The following is a 17,880-nucleotide window of genomic DNA, read 5'->3' as shown; positions in this document are numbered from 1 at the left end:
GTCTTCCTCGACAGTCTTGATGACCCCGAGGCCGAGCTCGAACCCGATGATCCACTTAAAGCCCCCACCCTGGCTCCGGTGGAAGACGCCACAATTATTGTGCCAGCCGCCGCTGCGGCACCTAAAAGCCGCAGCACGACGCCTCCCCCGGTCAAACGAGAAAAATCAGGCAGCAAACTACCCGTTTTGGCTGGGGTGACAGCCCTCGCCCTAGCGGCGGTCGGGACCGGCGCTTTTTTTGTTGGCGCGCTGGATCCGTTTCTGGGGCCAAACTACCCTCTGGCCGAACCTTTTACGCTGATTGTCGAAAAGCCGGAAAGCGGCCCCACACATGCCATTGGCAATATGCCTAGCGAAAACAGCCGGGATGCTTTGGCGGCCCTGGTGGGCCAGGCCGATCTAACCCTGGCCAGCGGGTCCATTGCGGAGAGCTGGGGACAGGATGTGGTTGCAACCATCACACCGCTCGCGGGCTTGCAGGAGTGGCGCCTCGCCGTGAGCAACAATCAGGCCAGATTGACCGGCCTGACCAATGATGCCCTGGTCGCAACCAAAATCAATGCCCTGTTCAAAGAGGGACTTCCCGGCGGTTTGAACGGAACCGCCGAGATCACCTATCGCCTGCCGGTGCTGGAAATCGCAGAAGTGCGCGGGTTGGTCGGGGGCTTTGAAGACTGTGGCCCCTTACAGGTCGCGCCTGGCACTGTCGGCGGCGGCTTTGGGCCAGATGATAAAATCGAAGTGACCGGGTTACTCGCCGGTGCCGATACCCGCGTGCGCTTGTTTGACGAACTCAGCGCGCTTGGGGATGGTCGGCAGGTGGAACTTAAGACCGAGGTTTTGAACCCCTCGCTCTGTATCGTAGAAGGAGCCCTGCCCAAAGCCCCCAGCGGCGGTCTGAAGGTCGAATATCGCCTCGGCGGTGACGACACGCCCAATCCATCGGGTCGGTTCTTTGTTGGTGAAAACCCGGTGATCGATGTGGTGCTCCCAGCCTCACTGACCTCCGGATATCTCACTGTCTCGATCTTGGATGTTTCCGGTAATGTGTTTCATTTATTGCCAAATATCTCACGGCAGGAAAACTCCGTTTCCGCGCTTCGGGATGGGAAAACCGGGCCTCTGTCGGTCCGTGTTGCCTATGATTTGATTTCCTCTGCCCTAAATGGAGGCCTTGCCTTCAATGTCGATGACAGCACCCTTGGGAAAAGCCGGATTTTGGTTTTGCATTCCTCTGAGCCGCTGTTTGACGGGCTGCGCCCAACCTCCGAAAGTGCCGTTGGATTTGCAGAGGCTCTAAAAGAGAGCAGCGCAAAAGATTCTGGCTTAATCCAATCGCTGGACAGTAGATTATTGGAAACCGCCAAACCCTAGCCAAAGCAGGCCAGGTCCCGTTTCCTTGACGTCGTCTGAGGGGGTGTAAGCCCTTAGATGACATCAATAATGATATGGGAAATGTTGTCAGCGCCGCCGCCGCTAAGGGCGATCTGCAGGAGGCGGTCGCCGGCGGTTTCCAGCGGCGCCGTCGATAAAACGTCCTGTAACATTGGAAACGTGGCATATTTTGTCAAACCATCTGAACAGATCAGGAAACGATCGCCCGGTTCCACGCCACCACGGACCTTGTCCAGTTCCAGCTCTTCGCCGACACCAACAGCGCGGGTGATCGCATTGGATTGGGGATGCTGGTCCGCTTCATCCCAGCTCATTTTGCCTGCCAGCACATAATCGGCCACCGCAGAATGGTCGCTGGTCAACATCTCAATCTCGCCCTTGCGCAGCCGGTAGATCCGGCTGTCCCCGGCCCAAACCCCAAGGAAGTGACCATTTGCCAAAATCAGCGCCACAACAGTTGCGCCAATGGTGCCACCGCCCCGCGCCTCGGCCTCAGCCTGGATGGCGCGATGCGCATTTTGAATTCTGTCCCGTAGCCCATGCATCTTTGCCGCCGGATCCAGGCCCGTTGGCAGCGTCGCCACCGTATCCACAATCAGGGCGCTGGCATAATCCCCGGCCTGATGGCCGCCCATGCCATCGGAGACCAACCAGATGTCATGCTCCGGCATGGCCAGAACAGCATCCTCGTTCACCTTCCTCTTGAGCCCCACATGGGTCTGCGCCACAAAACGGTATGTCATATTCTCTGTCATATCGGCTGTGCCTCCCGCCAAATCGGTGCAGCAAGATCAAACAGGCCGCAGCCCGCCCGGCCCAAGGGCAGATCAGAGCTGATCATCATCCGTGGGCCACTCTCGAGGTAGCTGCTCCATAGGCAGCCCCCCGGCACCTGTTTGGCCAGCAGGGCCCCTGCCAGATGGGTCTCAACCAAAGAGCCTTCCCCACCGCTTCCAGTTAAAACAAAGGTGGAACCATCCTGTCGCAACGGCACAGAGGCCCGCAAATCAGGCACTTCAAGTGTTCGCAGCGCCGCCGCAAGCCGATCCCTGGACATGCCATCCTCCAAAGTAGAAAGCGCAACATCTTCGAGCCGTTCAAACAATGGTCTTTCACGCAGATGGTCCAGCGCAGGGGGACCGGGCGTGTCCAATTGCACCATCAGTGTCAGGGGAAAACGACGCCCGACCCGATCAACCGAAGGCATCAAAACGCCCATGATCTTGCTGGGCCCCGCCTGACCAGCGGCAAGGGTAAACCGCCAAATTGGGGCCGACATATAGTGGCTATCAAACCCCGTGCCATAATGCGCCTGCCCCTCAATCATAAGCTGCTGCAGCCAACTATCCCACACCCGGACGAAACCGCCGGGCGCGGAGAGGCGGAAGAAATCGCCAACATCTGCCATCTTGCCAAAGGCACCAAACCCACCCCCCATTACATCGACTTCGGACAGCTGAATTTGGCCATCGCCGGCAGGGCAAAGGGGTTGACCACAGATCCCGATTGCAGCTCAAACAGAGCCAGACGCCCGCCAACCCGGAAGTTCACCCGCCGCCGGTCACTGACATTGGTGCGGCGAACTTCGGCTGCATCCAACAACCGGAACCAGGCCCAGGGCCCATCGCGCGACATGGTGTTTTCATTGCCACGACGCTGCGGCAGCAAGGTAATCCGCGCCAAGCCAACAGACCCCGGCCAGGTTACTGCAACCGGTGTTGGCTGCCCCATCCGGTGATTATAGCTCACCTTGGAGCCATCAATTTCCAGCAGCACTTCCTTAGCCTTTGGGTCCAGCGCCTTGGGTGAAATCTGGAACTGCACCGAAGGTGTGGCGCTGCCATTAAAGAAGGCATCGCGGATTTCCGCCGCATATTGCATCTGCTGCAACACTGCCTGACTGATGCCAAGGTCAACGTCGTTCACCCGTTTCCAGGTCCAGGGGCGGCTACGGGTGTCGACATATTTGAGCAGGTTCTCGTCAAAAAACCCATCAATGAGCCCCCCCGGCGCAAAGAGTTTGGCAAAGTCGACCATTGCCACATCCGCCCGCGCCCGCCGATTAAACGGATAACGATTGTCCAGCGCCTTCTGACAAAACGGCAGAACAGAGGATTGCCAACGTGCATTGATGGACGCGCGTGTACCCTCGGAGGTTATGCCCGAAGACCCGGTGGAAATCTGGGTTGCCCAACGTTGAATCGGCCCGTCAATCCGCGAGGCGGTTTGCTGGAACTGCAACAAAGCCTGGCCGCTCTCGCCTGAAGCAACACCGCTAAAGGACATCTTGTTCAGCTCTTGATAGACCTGCTGCAGTGACCCCATCAGATCATCCAGTCGGGACGGCTGCCCCTCGAGGCGTACCACCAGATCGTGCAGCCATTGGAACCGTTCCTGCACATAGGCGCCCGGCGGTTTCGCGGCCTCTCCCGGCGCATTGGCGGCCGAACTGATCAGCGCTTCTAACAGGATCTGACCCTGGATAGAGAGCCCCGACCGGGTCTCGATGCCCACAACTTGTGAAACACCTTCGTTCAGGGATTCTGAATCCAGCGAAGAGCGGTCCTCGGCCAGTCGGGTCTCGCGGCTGATTTCGGTGAGGATATTCATGATCGGGGACGTCGGCCCCGACAGCACATTTGTCACCTCAACCGCATGGCTCAGCGATTCCAGCGGCACAATATCGACATCACCCAGGATTTGATCATAGCGACTGATATAGTCGTTGTAATAGAGGTCCAGCACGTCGCGGCTCAGCGCCAAAAGCGCCGCTTCGCTTTGGCCTTCCCCGGCCCGCTCTCCCAGCACCCAAGCCTCGTTCTGCACCCGCTCAGAGACACTTACAGCTTCGGGAAGGAAGGTATTGTTAAAACCATCGTAGGTGAAAATACCTTCGACGCCCTCGTTCAGAGGCTTGCCAGAACTGCGCACCAACACCCGTTTCACGGAAGGACCACCGACTTCGGTCAGGCGCCACTTTGGCAGGCTGGTGGCCTGGTTGGAATTGACGATGCCGTTGTAAACACGCTGTGCCAGAGGCATTTCCGACAGGATATTCTGTGCCTGCTCCACCAGGGGACCATTGAGCGCAACCTCTTCCATAGGTTGCGACAACAGCGCTGACAGATGATCCGTCAAATCACTGCGCAGCTGCCCCCGAACGGCACCGGGATAGGCGACAAGCTCCCAATCGAGCCGCATCCATTCTTTGACCAAATCGGGGTTCATCGGTCCTTGCAGGCCCAGCATCAGATAGATTTTCAGCGCCTCATAAAGCACATCCGGATTGTTCACATTTCCTTCGATCTGCTCTTCCAGGCGCACCAGAAGTCGTGGCAAAAGCCGTTGGTTCAGCGCCGCGCGGTAGGTCTGCGCAGTCTGCGTGCCGATGACCTCCCCCTGATAAAGCCCATAGGTCATGGCGCGTTCTGGTTTGGGATCAGACAGGACCGGATTGCCCGGCATATCGCGCAGTAGGTTCAAGGCCTCGGCCACCGGGACCAGATCGGTATCGCCAACTGGGCTGGGTGGCAGGGTCGCAGCCGCCGCCTGATAGGAAGCGACCTGTTGCTCTGCGGTCTCGATGAATTCGGCGTTTTGCAGATAGGAATTGACCCAAAGCCCGCCCATCGCAGCCGCAACCAAGACTGTCGCGGTGATCGCAATGCGCCGGGTCCAGCGGTAGCGTCGCTCCACCTTGTCATCCGCAGAAACCAGCCCCGCTTCGGGGAACAACACACCTTCAAACAACCGGGTCAGGAAGAACGACCGACCCGTACCCTGCCCGGTGCCGATGGCCTGTCTGCCAATACCAAATGTCTGCGCCATGCCTAGCATCAGCCGGTCAATCGGCGTGCCTTCCTGGGTGCCGGAAGTAAAGTAGATGCCGCGCAGCATCTGACGTTGCTCATAGCGGTTGTCCTGAAAGACCTCAGTGAGGAACTCCTTGGCCACTGCACGCATCGAGGCCACCTGCGACGGGAAACCAGCGACAAGCGCGCGGCGCTGGTGATCCGTCTCGTTTTGCATTTTCTCCAGCAGCTGCGCATTCATCTGGCCCAAGAGTCCGGCGAATTCCTCGTCGAAATGCTCCAGCGCTGCCGGGTCCTTTTTGCTTTTGGACAGCGGCAGGGTAAATCCCCAGACCTGTTCGCGCTCTTCTTTACCCAGAGCGTCAAAATACTCCTGAAAGCCCGCAATCAGATCCGCCTTAGTGAAGAGCACATAAACCGGGAAGCGTACGCCCAGCCTTTCGCGCAGCTCTGACAGACGGCGACGCACCGCCTGCGCATGGGATTTCTGGGTGATTTCATCCTGCAGCGACAGATCCGACAGGGAAATCGCAACCAGCGCGCCATTGATCGGCTGGCGTTTGCGGTACTTTTTCAACAGCCCCAAAAAGCCGATCCAGGCGGCGTTGTCAGCCTCGGCGTCGCTCTCTTGCGTGGTGTAGCGCCCGGCGGTGTCGATCAACACCGCATCATTGGTGAACCACCAATCGCAGTTGCGGGTGCCGCCAACGCCGCCAATCGCCGCCTTGCCCATCTTATCCGCCAGGGGAAATTGCAAACCGGAATTGACGATAGCGGTGGTTTTACCCGCACCAGGGGGGCCGATGATCACATACCAGGGCAGCACATTCAGATGGCGGCGACCATTTTTGGATTTGCGCAGCTCGGTCATGGCCTGTTTGAACTTGCCACGCAGCTCGCCGATTTCCTCCAACAGAACGTCGTCTTCTTCGACAACATCCACTGCCTCGGCCATGTCATCGGCCATGGCACGGTCACGCCGCCGGCGGATCCAGAATACCAGACCAATGATCATCAGGATCACCACCCAGATCACCACGATGGTAATCACCCGCGCCTGAACGGTGTCAAATGGTCGCCAGTCATCGCTGCCAATATAGGGAGCAAAAAACCAGACGCAGGCCGACAGCGCAATCGCCAACAAAATGAGCGCCGAATAGAGCGATTTGAACAGCGGCAAAAGATAACGGCGGATCATTGGTCAACCTCCTGCACCAGCAAGATCTCAATTCGGCGGTTCGTGGCTCGCCCGGCCTTGGTGCCATTGTCGGCAATCGGCTCTTTCTCGGCGCGCCCCTCAGCAGAGAGCCGTTCCGGATCGGTAAAGACCCGTGACATGCCGGTCATCACCGATTTTGCCCGCGCCAGCGACAGCGCCATATTGGAGGGAAAACGCGAAGAGCGGATCGGGATATTGTCCGAGTGACCGGCAACAATTACCTGGCCTTTTTCACCGTTCAGAGCCTCTGCCACCCGCGCCACCGGTGTCTGAAAGGCCTCGCTCAACTGATCTGAACCGGAACCAAACATGCCTGACCCGGCAAGCCGGATGATCAGCGTGTTACCCTTTTGGAAAACCTGTACGATGCCCTCTTCGATTTCAGGTTCCAGAAAGCCAGTCACCTTGGCCACCTGTTCCTCAAGCGTCTGAATGGGCGGCGGAGGCGGCGGGGGCGGCGCGCGTCGTTCCAATTCGGCCCGCGGGCCGGAATCCACGATCGACAACTGCCCCACCACATTTTCAGTTTGATTGGACAGGGCCCAGCTCAGCCCCATAAACTGGGCGATAAGCAAAACCGACGTGACCACCAGGGCAATCCAGACCAAACGCCAGGCAGACAGAACCTTGAAGGGGCGGATCACACCCTCCCAATGGGGCGACAGATCCCGCTCCACCGGACCGCGTTGATTGCGCAGAATTCGGGCCAGTGCAGCCCGAATTTGCAGATGTTTTTCAGGCCCGCCCTGCTCGACTCTCAGTCGGCCCTCAAACCCCAAAGACATACACAAATAGAGGAATTCGAGCATATCAATATTGGCACCCGGCTCTTTTTCCAGCCGGGCCAACAGATCGTAAAACCGGTCTCCGCCAACAGTTTCGCGGTGAAAAGTACCCACCATGGACTGCAGCCCCCAGCTTGACTGGCCACCCCAGGGCGTGTTCAGCACCACATCATCCAGCGTCGCGCATAGCGCATAGCGCGCTACCTTAACCGTCTGCGCCGCAATCCCCGCCTGCAGTGCCCGGTTTTCAAAGGCCCGCACTTCGGCAACAACGTTTTTGCGCAAGCCATCCGGATCCATATGCTGCGCCCGATTGCGAATGCGACTGATCAAGGCAAACAGCACCGAGGCACAGGCCGCCAGCGAATTCATACCGGTAAGCGCCATCTGGGCAGGCTTACCCGCAGCAGGCTGGCTGGTTGTCTGCGCAGTTGACTGTGGCACACCAAAGGCATCCTGCCCTGCCTGCGGACTGCCTTCTGGCGCTGGCTGCGACACAGCGAGGCTGGGCTGAGGTGTCGCAGAGCGGCGACCACCCGGATTGGGGCGGATCACCGTTTTATCGGTATCACCCGGTTCTGCAAAGGGATCATCATAATCGCCCATGGTCTGTTACCCAATCACCAATTCACTAAAACCACCCGCAATTGCGGAGGATTAAAACTCAAATTCTTTAGCTGTTGCGGATGGCCCAAAGTTCCATCTTCAGCCCGGGATACTGCCCCGACACATGCACGGCGATGCCACCCGAAGTGGTCATTTTGCGCCAATAAGGACTGTCGCCGTCCATCTCAAAATAAACCACGCCGGAATGATAAGGGATCTGGCGCGGCGCTACAGGAAGGGGCCGTAGGGTGATCCCCGGCAGGGCCGAATTCACCAGCTGGCGAATTTCCTCAACCGGGCCGATCTTGGCCTGACCGGCAAAATGTCGCCGCACATCCTCAGCCGGCAGGTCTGCGCTCACCGCCAGGACAAATCCCGCATTGCCCAGCAGCTTGCGATCGGCAATGACCCCAACTGAGATGCCATATTTGCGCTCTTCCAGCTTGATCGAAATCGCCGTCTGTTCCAGCACCGAGCTGAGATACTGCCGCAACACCCGGATGAGTGGCGCAAAGCAGCTCATCAGATCATCATGGGTATAAGAGGGCAGTTCCGGCACCTGTTTGTCTGCCGCCATAAACCCCGACAGCTCGCCCGCCAGCCCGGCGCAGAGCATGAACAAACGTTCCGGGTGCAGGTTTTCGATCTGGCGCAGATGTCGGATCATCGGCAGCATCCGGTTCACCACCGAAAGCAGCATGAAGTCAGAGACATCTGCCGCCCCGCGGGCGGATCCGGCCTCGGCCAGACGACCCGACAGAGCCTCCATCCGATGCGCCAGCAAACCTTCGAGTTCACGCAGGAAATCCTGGAGCACCGAAGCCGCACGCGCATCCAGACAGGAGGGGATAAAGGCCTGGTCCAGGACGATTTCCTTATCCGAGCGTACCTCGATGATCCGCGCCACCGGGATCGCCAGAAGATCCGCCATGTCATCAACGCCAAGGGCGAATTGCAGCCGCATCTTGCCCACGTCCAGCTGAACGGGTTTGCGTTCGGTACTGGTGACATCGGTCACTTCCTGATTGGCAGGGCGCAACCGGCTGGCAGAGCGTTCCGCGCCGCTGAGGTCAACCTCCATCGCACCTTGCCGCCGTTGTGGCACCGTCAGATAGACCACGCAGTCCTTGATGGTTGTCGGTACCTCCAGCGCGGGCGGATGCGGATCGGCCATTGGCACCCGGAAAATACAGCCATCCTGGGTCAGGCCTTCGCAGGACTTCAGGGCAAATTGGCCAATCTTGAGCGCCTCGTGATCAATCTCTAATGCACTGACCCCCCAGGCATAGGGGCCAAGACGACGGGCAAGACCTGTCACCAGGCCTTCGGTATAGCGATCTGATTGCTGGAAATGATGCGGCTGCAAAAACAGCCCCTCAGTCCAAAGCACCTTGCTCTCCCAGGACACCTGGTTCTCCCCTTAATTGCCCGCGCAAATCTGCACGGGTCAGTCCTTTAATTTGTCCAATTGAACCTTATAGGCCCGCGCAAATTCGCGGCTGAACAATTCATGAAAATCATTTTCCGCCTGATCCGAAATCTCAGAATACAGCCGTTCATATACATCCCAATACCGAGCCTTCTTGCCGCGCAGCAGGCCACTCAACCCGCCTTTATCTTCGATCTGCGCCTCCAGGGCCTTGGGATCGAGCCGGGTCAACACCCCTTTGAGAGCCGCCTCCATACCCGTCACCATGGCGACCTCATGCGCCTTAATATCCTTGAGCGCCTCTTCGGCGGCGGTCTCTGGGCTCAGATATCCCTTGGTGGCAGGCTTCAGCATTGCCTCAATCGCCTGCTCTGGCGTGATGGAAAATTTGAGCGGGTTGTTCCCTCCAGCGGAAATCATCGTTTGTTCAATACGGAACTCAGATTTGATCGAAGTCCGCGTCATCAGGATTTCGCGCAGGCCAATCACCAGGGTTTTCATCACCCGCCCCATGCGCCCCATGGTTTTGCCGGGATCTTCATCTCCCAGAGTATCAGCCTCAACACCAAGCCCTTTTAGGAAGGAGGCCGTTGCTTCAGAGGGGGCGGCCGACGGCAGTGCTTTCTCTGCACTCGGCTCTTTGACAAGGGTCTCGTCATCATCCTCAGCAAAGGGATCCGGGCTCGTCCCTGTAGCCTGCACCTCGGATGCTGGCTGCTGCGGCGCTTCGACAGGTGGCGTTGGGGCCACGACAGGTTCCGCTACGACCGGGGCCGCAGCAACGGCGTCTGCCGCCGGCGGCGGCGCAACGGGCGCAATTGGGGCCGGTGCTGCAACTGGAGGCGCGGCTTTCGGGGCCGCAGGCTCGCCAATGCCCGAGAGGAAGTCATCATCCCAGTCATCCGGGATCGTCGAGCTCTGCGCGCTTGGCGCAGAAAAACTATCTGCCGCCGAGGGCGAATGACTGGGCAGGCTGGCGCCAGAGCCCTCCCGTCCGTCACTGGGTTTTTGAAAGAAGGGGTCTTCCTCTTCCCCCATGGGCGGCAGCAGATCATCAATCGGATCCACCGGATTGAGCTGCGACGGACCAGTCGGGCCCTCCGCGCCCAGAAGATCATCCAGGAAATCGCCAGCCGGGCCCGCATCGTCCAACAGAGCCAAAGGGTCTGGCGCATTGCTGGCCACCCCCGGCGAGACTGGGATATCTGCCAGAGGATCAGGAATACCCGCCGTTGGCGCGTTGCTGCGGATCTCTACCAGCAGCTCATAATTGCCCACACAGAGAACATCGCCATTGTTCAGCGGTGTCGGCGTGCGCCCCAACGGGATTTTTGAATAGTTCAGAAAAGTTCCGTTTGAGCTGAGATCAACCACCAGAACATTGCCATTGTGGTCTTCAATGGCGCAGTGATTGCGCGACAGCAATTGGTCCGGATCCGGCAGCACCAGGTCATTGCTGTCCCCCCGCCCAATGGTCAGGCTGGGTCCGTGCATCGGTACCGGAGCTGCCTCGCCCGGCATCGCGCCGGAATTCTGGAATTTGAGTGTCACCCCCATGGGTCGTTTAACCTCCCACCAAGACGGTGAACTCACCCTTGACGATCAAACCACCACAGGCCGCATTGTCACTGATACGCGCCGCCGGGAGTTTATTGATCAGAACCGTCATTGAGCCTTTGATGATGGGATGCGGCGGCGCGGCGGTACACATGTCGCTCAGCCGGGCGGCAGGGAGTTTGCCCACCAGAACCGTGACCGCACAGGGCGGCAGAATCGGAGTTGGCACCGGCAGGACCGGCGGCGGGGGGATTGAGGGCAGCATGCAGGCATGCAGATCCGTCACCCGTGCCTGGGGCATTCCCATATCAGGCCTCCTTCTCGTTAACCGGAGCGGGCTCCGCCGATTTGGCGCTGCCCTGTCCATTACCTCCACGTGCGATATCCAGCGCACGCGCGACCAAAACACGGCCGTGTTCTTCAAACTTATCAGACAATTGGCTCAATGCTACCATATTCATTGCAAAGGCCGCCGCTTCTGAAGCGCCAGCAGGGGCAGGATATTGGTTGAGATCCCCCGGCCCTAAGGTTCCCGGCGCATAAAGTACCGAGAGCGCACAGTTGACCGTATCATCATCGATATAGGCGTGATCCAGGGTCAGACGGGCCGCATCGCGGTTTTCTTCGGTTGGATCGCGCACCCAGGCCTCGGAGCAGGTGAGCGAAGCCGGGTCCTTGTCCGAGCGTGGCCCGATGTAATCCCGCGCCGCCATGCAGGCCCACCAGACCCTTTCGCGTGGCGGCAGCAACACGCCTAGGAGCCGCAGCAGATCAACCAATGCGTCTTTCTCATATAGCTCTTGCAGCACGACGCCAGCCGGGGCTGAGGGCGGTGCCGTCAGAGGTGTCTTGAGCAGGACATTGGCATGCGACAGCAGCTTGGCCACGGGATCAGCGGGAAGCTTGACCAGGTTTTCAAAATTTTCTGACATCATTCCCACCTAGTTGATCATCGTCAGGCCGCCTTTAAGGGTCAGCATGGCGTCCCCTTTGACGGTTGTCATTGGCGCTTTGGCCTCGACCATGGCACTGCCTTCGACCTTGATCATCGGGCCTTTGACGGTCACACCTGAATTGTCGATCTTCACCGAAGACGGACCAACCTGCAGCAAAATTTCCTGCCCGGCGGTCATTTTGATTTTGCCCGCTGTGGCGTCCACCGTGATATTGCCTAGGCTAACCGTTTCCTCGTGATTGCCCTTGGCAATGGTTTCGGTCAGGTTCCCGGTGTCGACATCCAGGGTCATATTGCCCTTTTGAATGGTCTCAGCCTTGTCGCCCGTCTCCACCACTTCAGTGCGATTGCCGCTTTTGACCACCTCATCCATGTGCTGTTTGACCGTCATCGCATAGCTTTTTTCATCAGTCCCCGGCGCGTCCGGTTCCGGCGCATCCAGACCAATGGTAACAGCTGAGCGGTCTTTGATCAGCATCTGATGATCTTTTTCCGCCTGCACCCGCATCAGTTCTTCGCCCTTCTTGTCGTCGAACATCAGCTCATTATAGCCGCCGCCGCCCTTGGAGGAGTTGGTCTTGATCCCCAACTGGGTTTGGTCATCCGGGTATGTATAAGGCGGCATGGTATCCGCATTATAGAGCATCCCAGTACAGATCGGACGATCCGGGTTGCCATCCTCGAACTGGATCACAACTTCCTGACCAATGCGCGGCACCGCCACCATGCCCCAGTTTTTCCCCGACCAGGGCGTTACCACCCGCACAAAACAGGAAGAGTTCTCATCCGTCTTGCCTTCGCGGTCCCAGTGGAATTCAATCTTGATACGGCCATATTTGTCGGTGAGGATCTCCTCACCGCTTGGGCCGACCACTGTTGCGGTCTGCAGGCCAGGTACCTGCGGCCAGTTGGTTTTCAGCGGCGCGCGATATTGCTCATGCTTTTCAATGGCGCCAAAAGTGGACGCATAGGCGTCACCTTTGATTTCCTCAGGAAAATCCATATTGCGCGGTTTGATATCATGGCGCATTTCGCCTTCTTCTGCAGCCGCAGTGGTGCGCTTTTCCCGTTCGTTATAATCCCCGGCCACCTGCAGATAGTGGATCGCATCCACCACCAGATATTCGCCATTGGAGGGCTTGTCCGGGTGGTTTTTCAGCTGGAAGGTATAGCCGGTGCCTAGGGTGCGCAGACTGCCGGCCCCACGCCAACGCTTGTGCCGGATGGACTCAGCCTCCATCTGCACGCGGGCCCGTTTGTCGCCAAGTCCCGTGTCCTTGCGATAGTGGCCCTGGTAATCGTAATGCTCAAAATCCTTGTGATTGTGACTGCCTTTTGGAATGGCATTTTTGACCTTCAGGTCCGCCGCCGGCGACAGGAAATCAAAATCATTCAAGGTCACCTTGCCGGTGGTTATTTTCTCTTCAAGCGCCCATTCCGAAATGTGATCTTCGCGACGGCGATCGCGATCGTCACGGGCGTGGAATTCGATTTCAGACTTCCCGTTCACCGGCGAATGACCACTCATCCCATCACAGAGCAGCAGTTTCTCGGCGGCGTTTTTATCGCTGGTGCTGTCAAAGTAGAAATAGATCCCTTCTTCCTCCATCAGGCGGCAGATGAAATCATAATCGCTCTCGCGGTATTGCAGACAGTATTCACGGGGCTCGTAGCTCTCGCTCAACCGGTTGCGATAATCGCTGAACCCGTTCTCGCTAAAGATCTGCAGAATAATGTCGACCGCTGACATCTCCTGGAACACCCGGCTATCGGTGGTCCGTGTCAGCAACCAAAACCAGGGCCGCACCTCGGCCACATACATCCCGTAGCCGTCCCGAAAGCCCAGGTTCTCGACCGAAATACAAAGACCGGAAAACTTATGATCGGTCTGTTCCTCGGTCTGGACATGCAGGTTCATCGTCTGGCCGACGATGTCTTCCAGTTTGATCGCTTTGTTCTTTGATTGAAACTCCACAGTGGTCTCGGTCAGCTTGCTCAGACCTTCGCGTACGATGGCACGTTTCAGCAGCAAATCCTTTACTGAATAGCTGCCGGACATCCACACCATGTCACTGTCATGTGCTTTGCTCTCAACCATGGCTCCTCCTTTCCCTGACCGGGCTTGCCGTAATCAGGATCGGGTTAAAAATCGGGCGAATATACGCCGCTGCCAACTCAAATATCCCCATCATAAATCCGCTAATAACGCGGCCAGTTCTTCATCCATCTCATCGTCATCACTGTCATCCCCAGCATCGTCGTCCCCAAAACCGGCAAGCAAATCATCCAGATCGCCAAGTCCATCATCCTCCGCATCATCGCCGCCGCCCAGGTCATCAAGGTCCAGATCATCAAGCCCAAGATCACTTAGGTCCAAATCATCTGACTCTTCTGTTGCCACCGAAGGCGCCTCGGATTTAGGCACCGCGATGCCGGCCTTTTCTCGTGGATCAGGTGGCGAGGGCTCAGGGGCTGGAACCCCCGTCCAGGGTCCCAGGATCTCACCACCGGCAACCGAGGAAAACGAGGTCAGGCGCAGTTCGTCGCGGCCCTTGACCGCACTTACCGCCATCACCCCGCGTTCATTGGCATGGGCAATCTTGTCCAAATCGATGTTACGCTCGGTGCAGGGCAGCGCCACCTGATCGCCAAACCGGTCAATCACTGTGTGAAACGGCATATCTCCCAGGCTCATGATCGACCCCAGCTGCATCGAGGCACCGTTTTCCTTGAAACTCCGCGCCAGCAGAATAGTCACCAGAACCGCTGGATTGCCCCAGAGCATACCGCGCAGCCCTTCGGCCTCCGAGAATTCCTCAAATTCAAACACATCCACCGGATCGCTTTTGGCTCCGTAGGGGCGACGTAGCAAAAAGCGCGGGCTGGACAGGCCCAAATGACCGGCCTCGGGCATCTGTTGCAGGGTATCCCAAGCCTGAGACACCAGCGGCGGGCGATCTTTTTTGGCGGTTTTCAGGAATTCCGGCGACAGGCTGGTAAAGAAGGGCGCATCCACATGCGCCGCCACCCGCGCGATCCGGCCTAATAACTCGGCATGGGGGGGGATTTCCTCAAACCCATAAAGCCCAATCAGGGCAGAATACCCCCCCCGCCCCAATTCCGGATCCATTGGCTCCTCAGTCAGCAGGCGGGTCAAGCCAGAGACAGACAAGTCATCCTGCGCCGCAAGATCTGCAGCCAGCTCTTCGGCGGAGACATCGTAAAGCACCACCTCAAGATTATCGTCGACCTCAACCGAGCGGGCGATCAAGTCCAGCGACCGCCACTGGGCTTCCAGCGACTGAAACTCCGGGTGATGCAGTACCAAACGCATGGCATCCGACAGCGCCGCATCCACCGCTTCCTGCATCCCCGCCAGCTCTGGATTGGGCAGGGCGCGAATATGCGGTCCGACAATTCGGGCGAGCATCTCGTCGAGCGGTGAGGCTTCGCGCAGGCTGTTTTCACTATCGCCAATCAGCTGTTGAAAGGCGCTGAGCCGTCGGTCGGCCGGAACTGCATTGCTGGGCGAAGAGCGTTTTGGCACCCGCAGCGGCGTGCCATATTGCGCGGCCCAGGTGGCAAGGCTGCGACTGGCATGATCAACCGTCACCCCGGATTGCAATTGTTTACGCAGGCTCACCAGCTCAGAGAACAGCGCGACATTTTCAAACAGCTCATCCGGGTGCAGATCGTCAAACTCGGAAAGCTTGACTGAAATACCGCCCGCCTCGTCCTTGCACAGGGGCAGGATCAATTCGCTGGCAAAGCTCTCGATCACCTCTTCCACCGTATCCGGATCCAGCACAATGGCAAGTCGGGCGGCCAGGGCATCGCCGGTCTCCACCTGCCCACGGGCGGTGCGACCAGAGAAATCGCCAAACAGTGCAATGCGGAACCTTCGCCGCGTCAGCTTCTGGGCGTCCGGACGGTCGGCCGCCATCGTCCCATAGGCAAATTCCGGTTCTGCAACGGCGGGTTTCTCTTCGGCAGGGCTGTCCTCTGCGCTCCCTTCCGCAGTCTCACTGTCAGGTGCCTCATCGCCCAGATCCCCCAAGAGGTCATCCAGATCAGACAAGTCGTCCGACGCTTCAAGGCCAGGAACCTCTGGATCGTCCGCCTCGTCGAGGCCAGCCAGAAGATCATCAAGCCCGCTGTCCTCTGCCGGGTCATCGCCAAGGTCCCCTAACAGATCATCCAAATCGAGCGCGTCATCACCACTAGAAGCCCCTTGCTCCGCAGCGTCGCCCCCAAGCAGGGCATCCAGATCCAGCTCCTCGTCGGATGCTTCCGCCAGGAGACCCTCCAATTCGCCATCAGCCTCGCCCTCCTCTGGGCTCTCACCCAGACCAGACAGGAGACTGTCCAGATCTTCCTCTTCTTGCGGCTCCTCCTCCAGGGAAACCCCCGCCAGCACCGCGTCCAGATCGTCTTCGCTGCTGGTGTCTTCTGGTTCTGTCTCGGCGGCCAGACCAGACAGCACATCTGCCAGATCCTGTTCCGCCTCTGGCTCTTCATCTGCCAGATCCAAACCGGCCAGAACATCATCCAGATCAATTGCCGCGCTGTCCTCTGCATCCGTGTCACTTTCAGATTCAACCAGATCCCCAAGCACATCTTGCAGATTATCCTCTGAGATTTCCGGGTCTCCGCCAAGATCCAAACCGCCAAGAATCTCAGCCAGATCTTCCTCCGTCTGATCAGTCGCTGTCTCCTCTGGCAGTGGCGCCGCAACATCCGCCAGAATTTCCCCCAAGTCCCGACTACCCTCCGAAGTCGGCTCAATTTCGTCCAGAGATCCCAGAATATCGCTCAGATCTGTTTCTTCACTTTCGCCTTCCGCAGGGGCTGCCGCCGCAAGCTCGCCTAACAGGTCAGACAGGTCTTCTTCGGGTTCAGGCGCGGTGTCTTGCGTTGCCAGCCCTTCCAAAATGGCCCCGATCTCTGCGTCAGTGTCTGTTTCGAGGCCCTCCAGATCCGGCACCTCCAACGCGCCAAGCACATCGTCGAGGTTGTCTTCAGCCTCTTGTGGCTCTGGCGCGGCGAATTCCAAGTCTTGCAGGATATCTGCAACCTCATCCGGAGTGTCGTGTTCCGCCGGGACGCTGGCCGCAAGGTCCTGCAGAACTTCGGCGCTGGAAGATACCTCTTCCGGCTTAGTTTGTCCTCCGGTCTGGGCCAGATCCGTCAGGACCTCATTAGTCTTCTCATCCGGTGTCTCGTCCACAGGCGCGAGGTCCCGCAGGGCTTCCAGAGCCTCTTCTGTTTCAGCGCCGGGCCTCTCTTCCACCGTTGGTGTGGTTGCCGCCAGAGCTGCAAGCGCGGCATCGGTTTCCGCACCATCATCAGCAGGGACCTCTGCTGGCGCAGTCGCGGCGAGAGCCGAGAGAGTATCGGTCACCGCATCGGTTGCCTCAGTCTCTGCCGGGGCGTTCTCAGCCAGGGCGGCAAGTACCTTGGCACTTTGGTCCGTCTCTGTTTCAGGCAGATCCAATCCACGCAGACTGTCCAAAGCCGCCGCTTGATCCGCCTCCGAAGCGGCCTCGCCTTTGGACAGCGTCGATAGCAGCGCCGGGTTTTGCAGGATCTGTTCGATCAGGTTTTCCGCGCCAGATTTGCCATCCATATAGGCCATCAAGGTCTGCAGCTGGGTGCGCGCCTCTAGCAGGGGGCGCAGAGCATCCACCTTGCTAGCAATGGCGCCGGGGCTGAAATCTTTCATGCTCTCAAAGGTGAGGTCGATGGCCATATTGCCTTCACCGGTCAAGGTATTGGGCACCGTAAAGGAGGCCCGCGGCGCCATGGACCTCATCCGGCTGTCGAAATTGTCGACATCGATTTCGAGGAATTTCCGGTCAGCCACTGCGGGCTGTGGCACATTGCTTTTGCCGAGAAGGTCACTCATCACTCCCATTACAAAGGGCAGTTGCACCTTCTTTTCGGCGCCATAAAGCTCAACGTCATATTCGATCTGCACCCGAGGCGCCCGGTTGCGGGCAATGAATTTTTGCGAGTTACCCGCCATTCTTGCCTCCCTTCAGCACACTGACTTCCTGCCGCAGGGCCTTGAGTTCTGCATGTAGCTCTAAGACATGCGCATCGACAACATCGGTTTCCTTGCG

At 58.4% G+C, this 17,880-nt stretch carries 10 protein-coding genes and 2 pseudogenes; 1 reads left to right on the top strand and 11 read right to left on the bottom strand.

Translation table 11 applies throughout. From position 1 onward, the window contains the following. A pseudogene (locus ABJP42_RS01385) lies at nucleotides 1-1,374 on the top strand (serine/threonine protein kinase); the annotation flags it as partial. A gap of 53 nt (nucleotides 1,375-1,427) precedes the next feature. Here the strand turns inward: ABJP42_RS01385 and ABJP42_RS01380 are convergent. The 11 genes and pseudogenes from ABJP42_RS01380 to tssB form a co-directional block, all read right to left on the bottom strand. After that, a complete protein-coding gene (locus ABJP42_RS01380; protein ID WP_348338105.1) occupies nucleotides 1,428-2,150 on the bottom strand; it encodes a PP2C family protein-serine/threonine phosphatase in 723 nt (240 codons plus the stop codon). Further along, complete coding sequence (gene tagF, locus ABJP42_RS01375) at nucleotides 2,147-2,833, bottom strand: type VI secretion system-associated protein TagF (protein ID WP_348338103.1); 687 nt, start codon at nucleotides 2,831-2,833, stop codon at nucleotides 2,147-2,149. Before tagF ends, ABJP42_RS01380 begins: the two co-directional genes overlap by 4 nt. Then, complete coding sequence (gene tssM / locus ABJP42_RS01370; RefSeq protein WP_348338101.1) at nucleotides 2,833-6,405, bottom strand: type VI secretion system membrane subunit TssM; 3,573 nt, start codon at nucleotides 6,403-6,405, stop codon at nucleotides 2,833-2,835. Before tssM ends, tagF begins: the two co-directional genes overlap by 1 nt. Next, the gene (gene tssL, locus ABJP42_RS01365) at nucleotides 6,402-7,817 is read right to left on the bottom strand and encodes a type VI secretion system protein TssL, long form (RefSeq protein WP_348338100.1); all 1,416 of its coding nucleotides are present in this window, start codon (nucleotides 7,815-7,817) and stop codon (nucleotides 6,402-6,404) included. The genes tssM and tssL overlap by 4 nt, the downstream gene beginning before the upstream one ends. 67 nt (nucleotides 7,818-7,884) lie before the next feature. Next, nucleotides 7,885-9,225: a type VI secretion system baseplate subunit TssK gene (gene tssK, locus ABJP42_RS01360; RefSeq protein WP_348338099.1), complete on the bottom strand. Its 1,341-nt coding sequence runs from the start codon at nucleotides 9,223-9,225 to the stop codon at nucleotides 7,885-7,887. Between the two features lie 39 nt (nucleotides 9,226-9,264). Beyond that, nucleotides 9,265-10,803, bottom strand: a complete 1,539-nt coding sequence (tagH, locus tag ABJP42_RS01355; RefSeq protein WP_348338098.1) for a type VI secretion system-associated FHA domain protein TagH — start codon at nucleotides 10,801-10,803, stop codon at nucleotides 9,265-9,267. A gap of 7 nt (nucleotides 10,804-10,810) precedes the next feature. Continuing rightward, the gene (locus ABJP42_RS01350; protein ID WP_348338096.1) at nucleotides 10,811-11,110 is read right to left on the bottom strand and encodes a PAAR domain-containing protein; all 300 of its coding nucleotides are present in this window, start codon (nucleotides 11,108-11,110) and stop codon (nucleotides 10,811-10,813) included. A gap of 1 nt (nucleotide 11,111) precedes the next feature. After that, complete coding sequence (locus ABJP42_RS01345; protein WP_348338095.1) at nucleotides 11,112-11,735, bottom strand: DUF6931 family protein; 624 nt, start codon at nucleotides 11,733-11,735, stop codon at nucleotides 11,112-11,114. A gap of 9 nt (nucleotides 11,736-11,744) precedes the next feature. Next, on the bottom strand, nucleotides 11,745-13,856 hold the full coding sequence (locus tag ABJP42_RS01340; RefSeq protein WP_348338094.1) for a type VI secretion system Vgr family protein: 2,112 nt from the start codon (nucleotides 13,854-13,856) through the stop codon (nucleotides 11,745-11,747). A gap of 90 nt (nucleotides 13,857-13,946) precedes the next feature. Next, nucleotides 13,947-16,742 (bottom strand): type VI secretion system contractile sheath domain-containing protein, encoded by a 2,796-nt coding sequence (locus tag ABJP42_RS01335; protein WP_348338106.1) that lies wholly within the window; start codon nucleotides 16,740-16,742, stop codon nucleotides 13,947-13,949. A gap of 546 nt (nucleotides 16,743-17,288) precedes the next feature. Then, a pseudogene (gene tssB / locus ABJP42_RS01330) lies at nucleotides 17,289-17,783 on the bottom strand (type VI secretion system contractile sheath small subunit); the annotation flags it as partial. Between the last annotated feature and the right edge of the window lie 97 nt (nucleotides 17,784-17,880).

Origin of the sequence: Pseudophaeobacter sp., assembly GCF_039971195.1 — a bacterium.
GTDB lineage: Bacteria > Pseudomonadota > Alphaproteobacteria > Rhodobacterales > Rhodobacteraceae > Pseudophaeobacter.
This window is presented reverse-complemented; position numbering and strand designations above follow the sequence as displayed.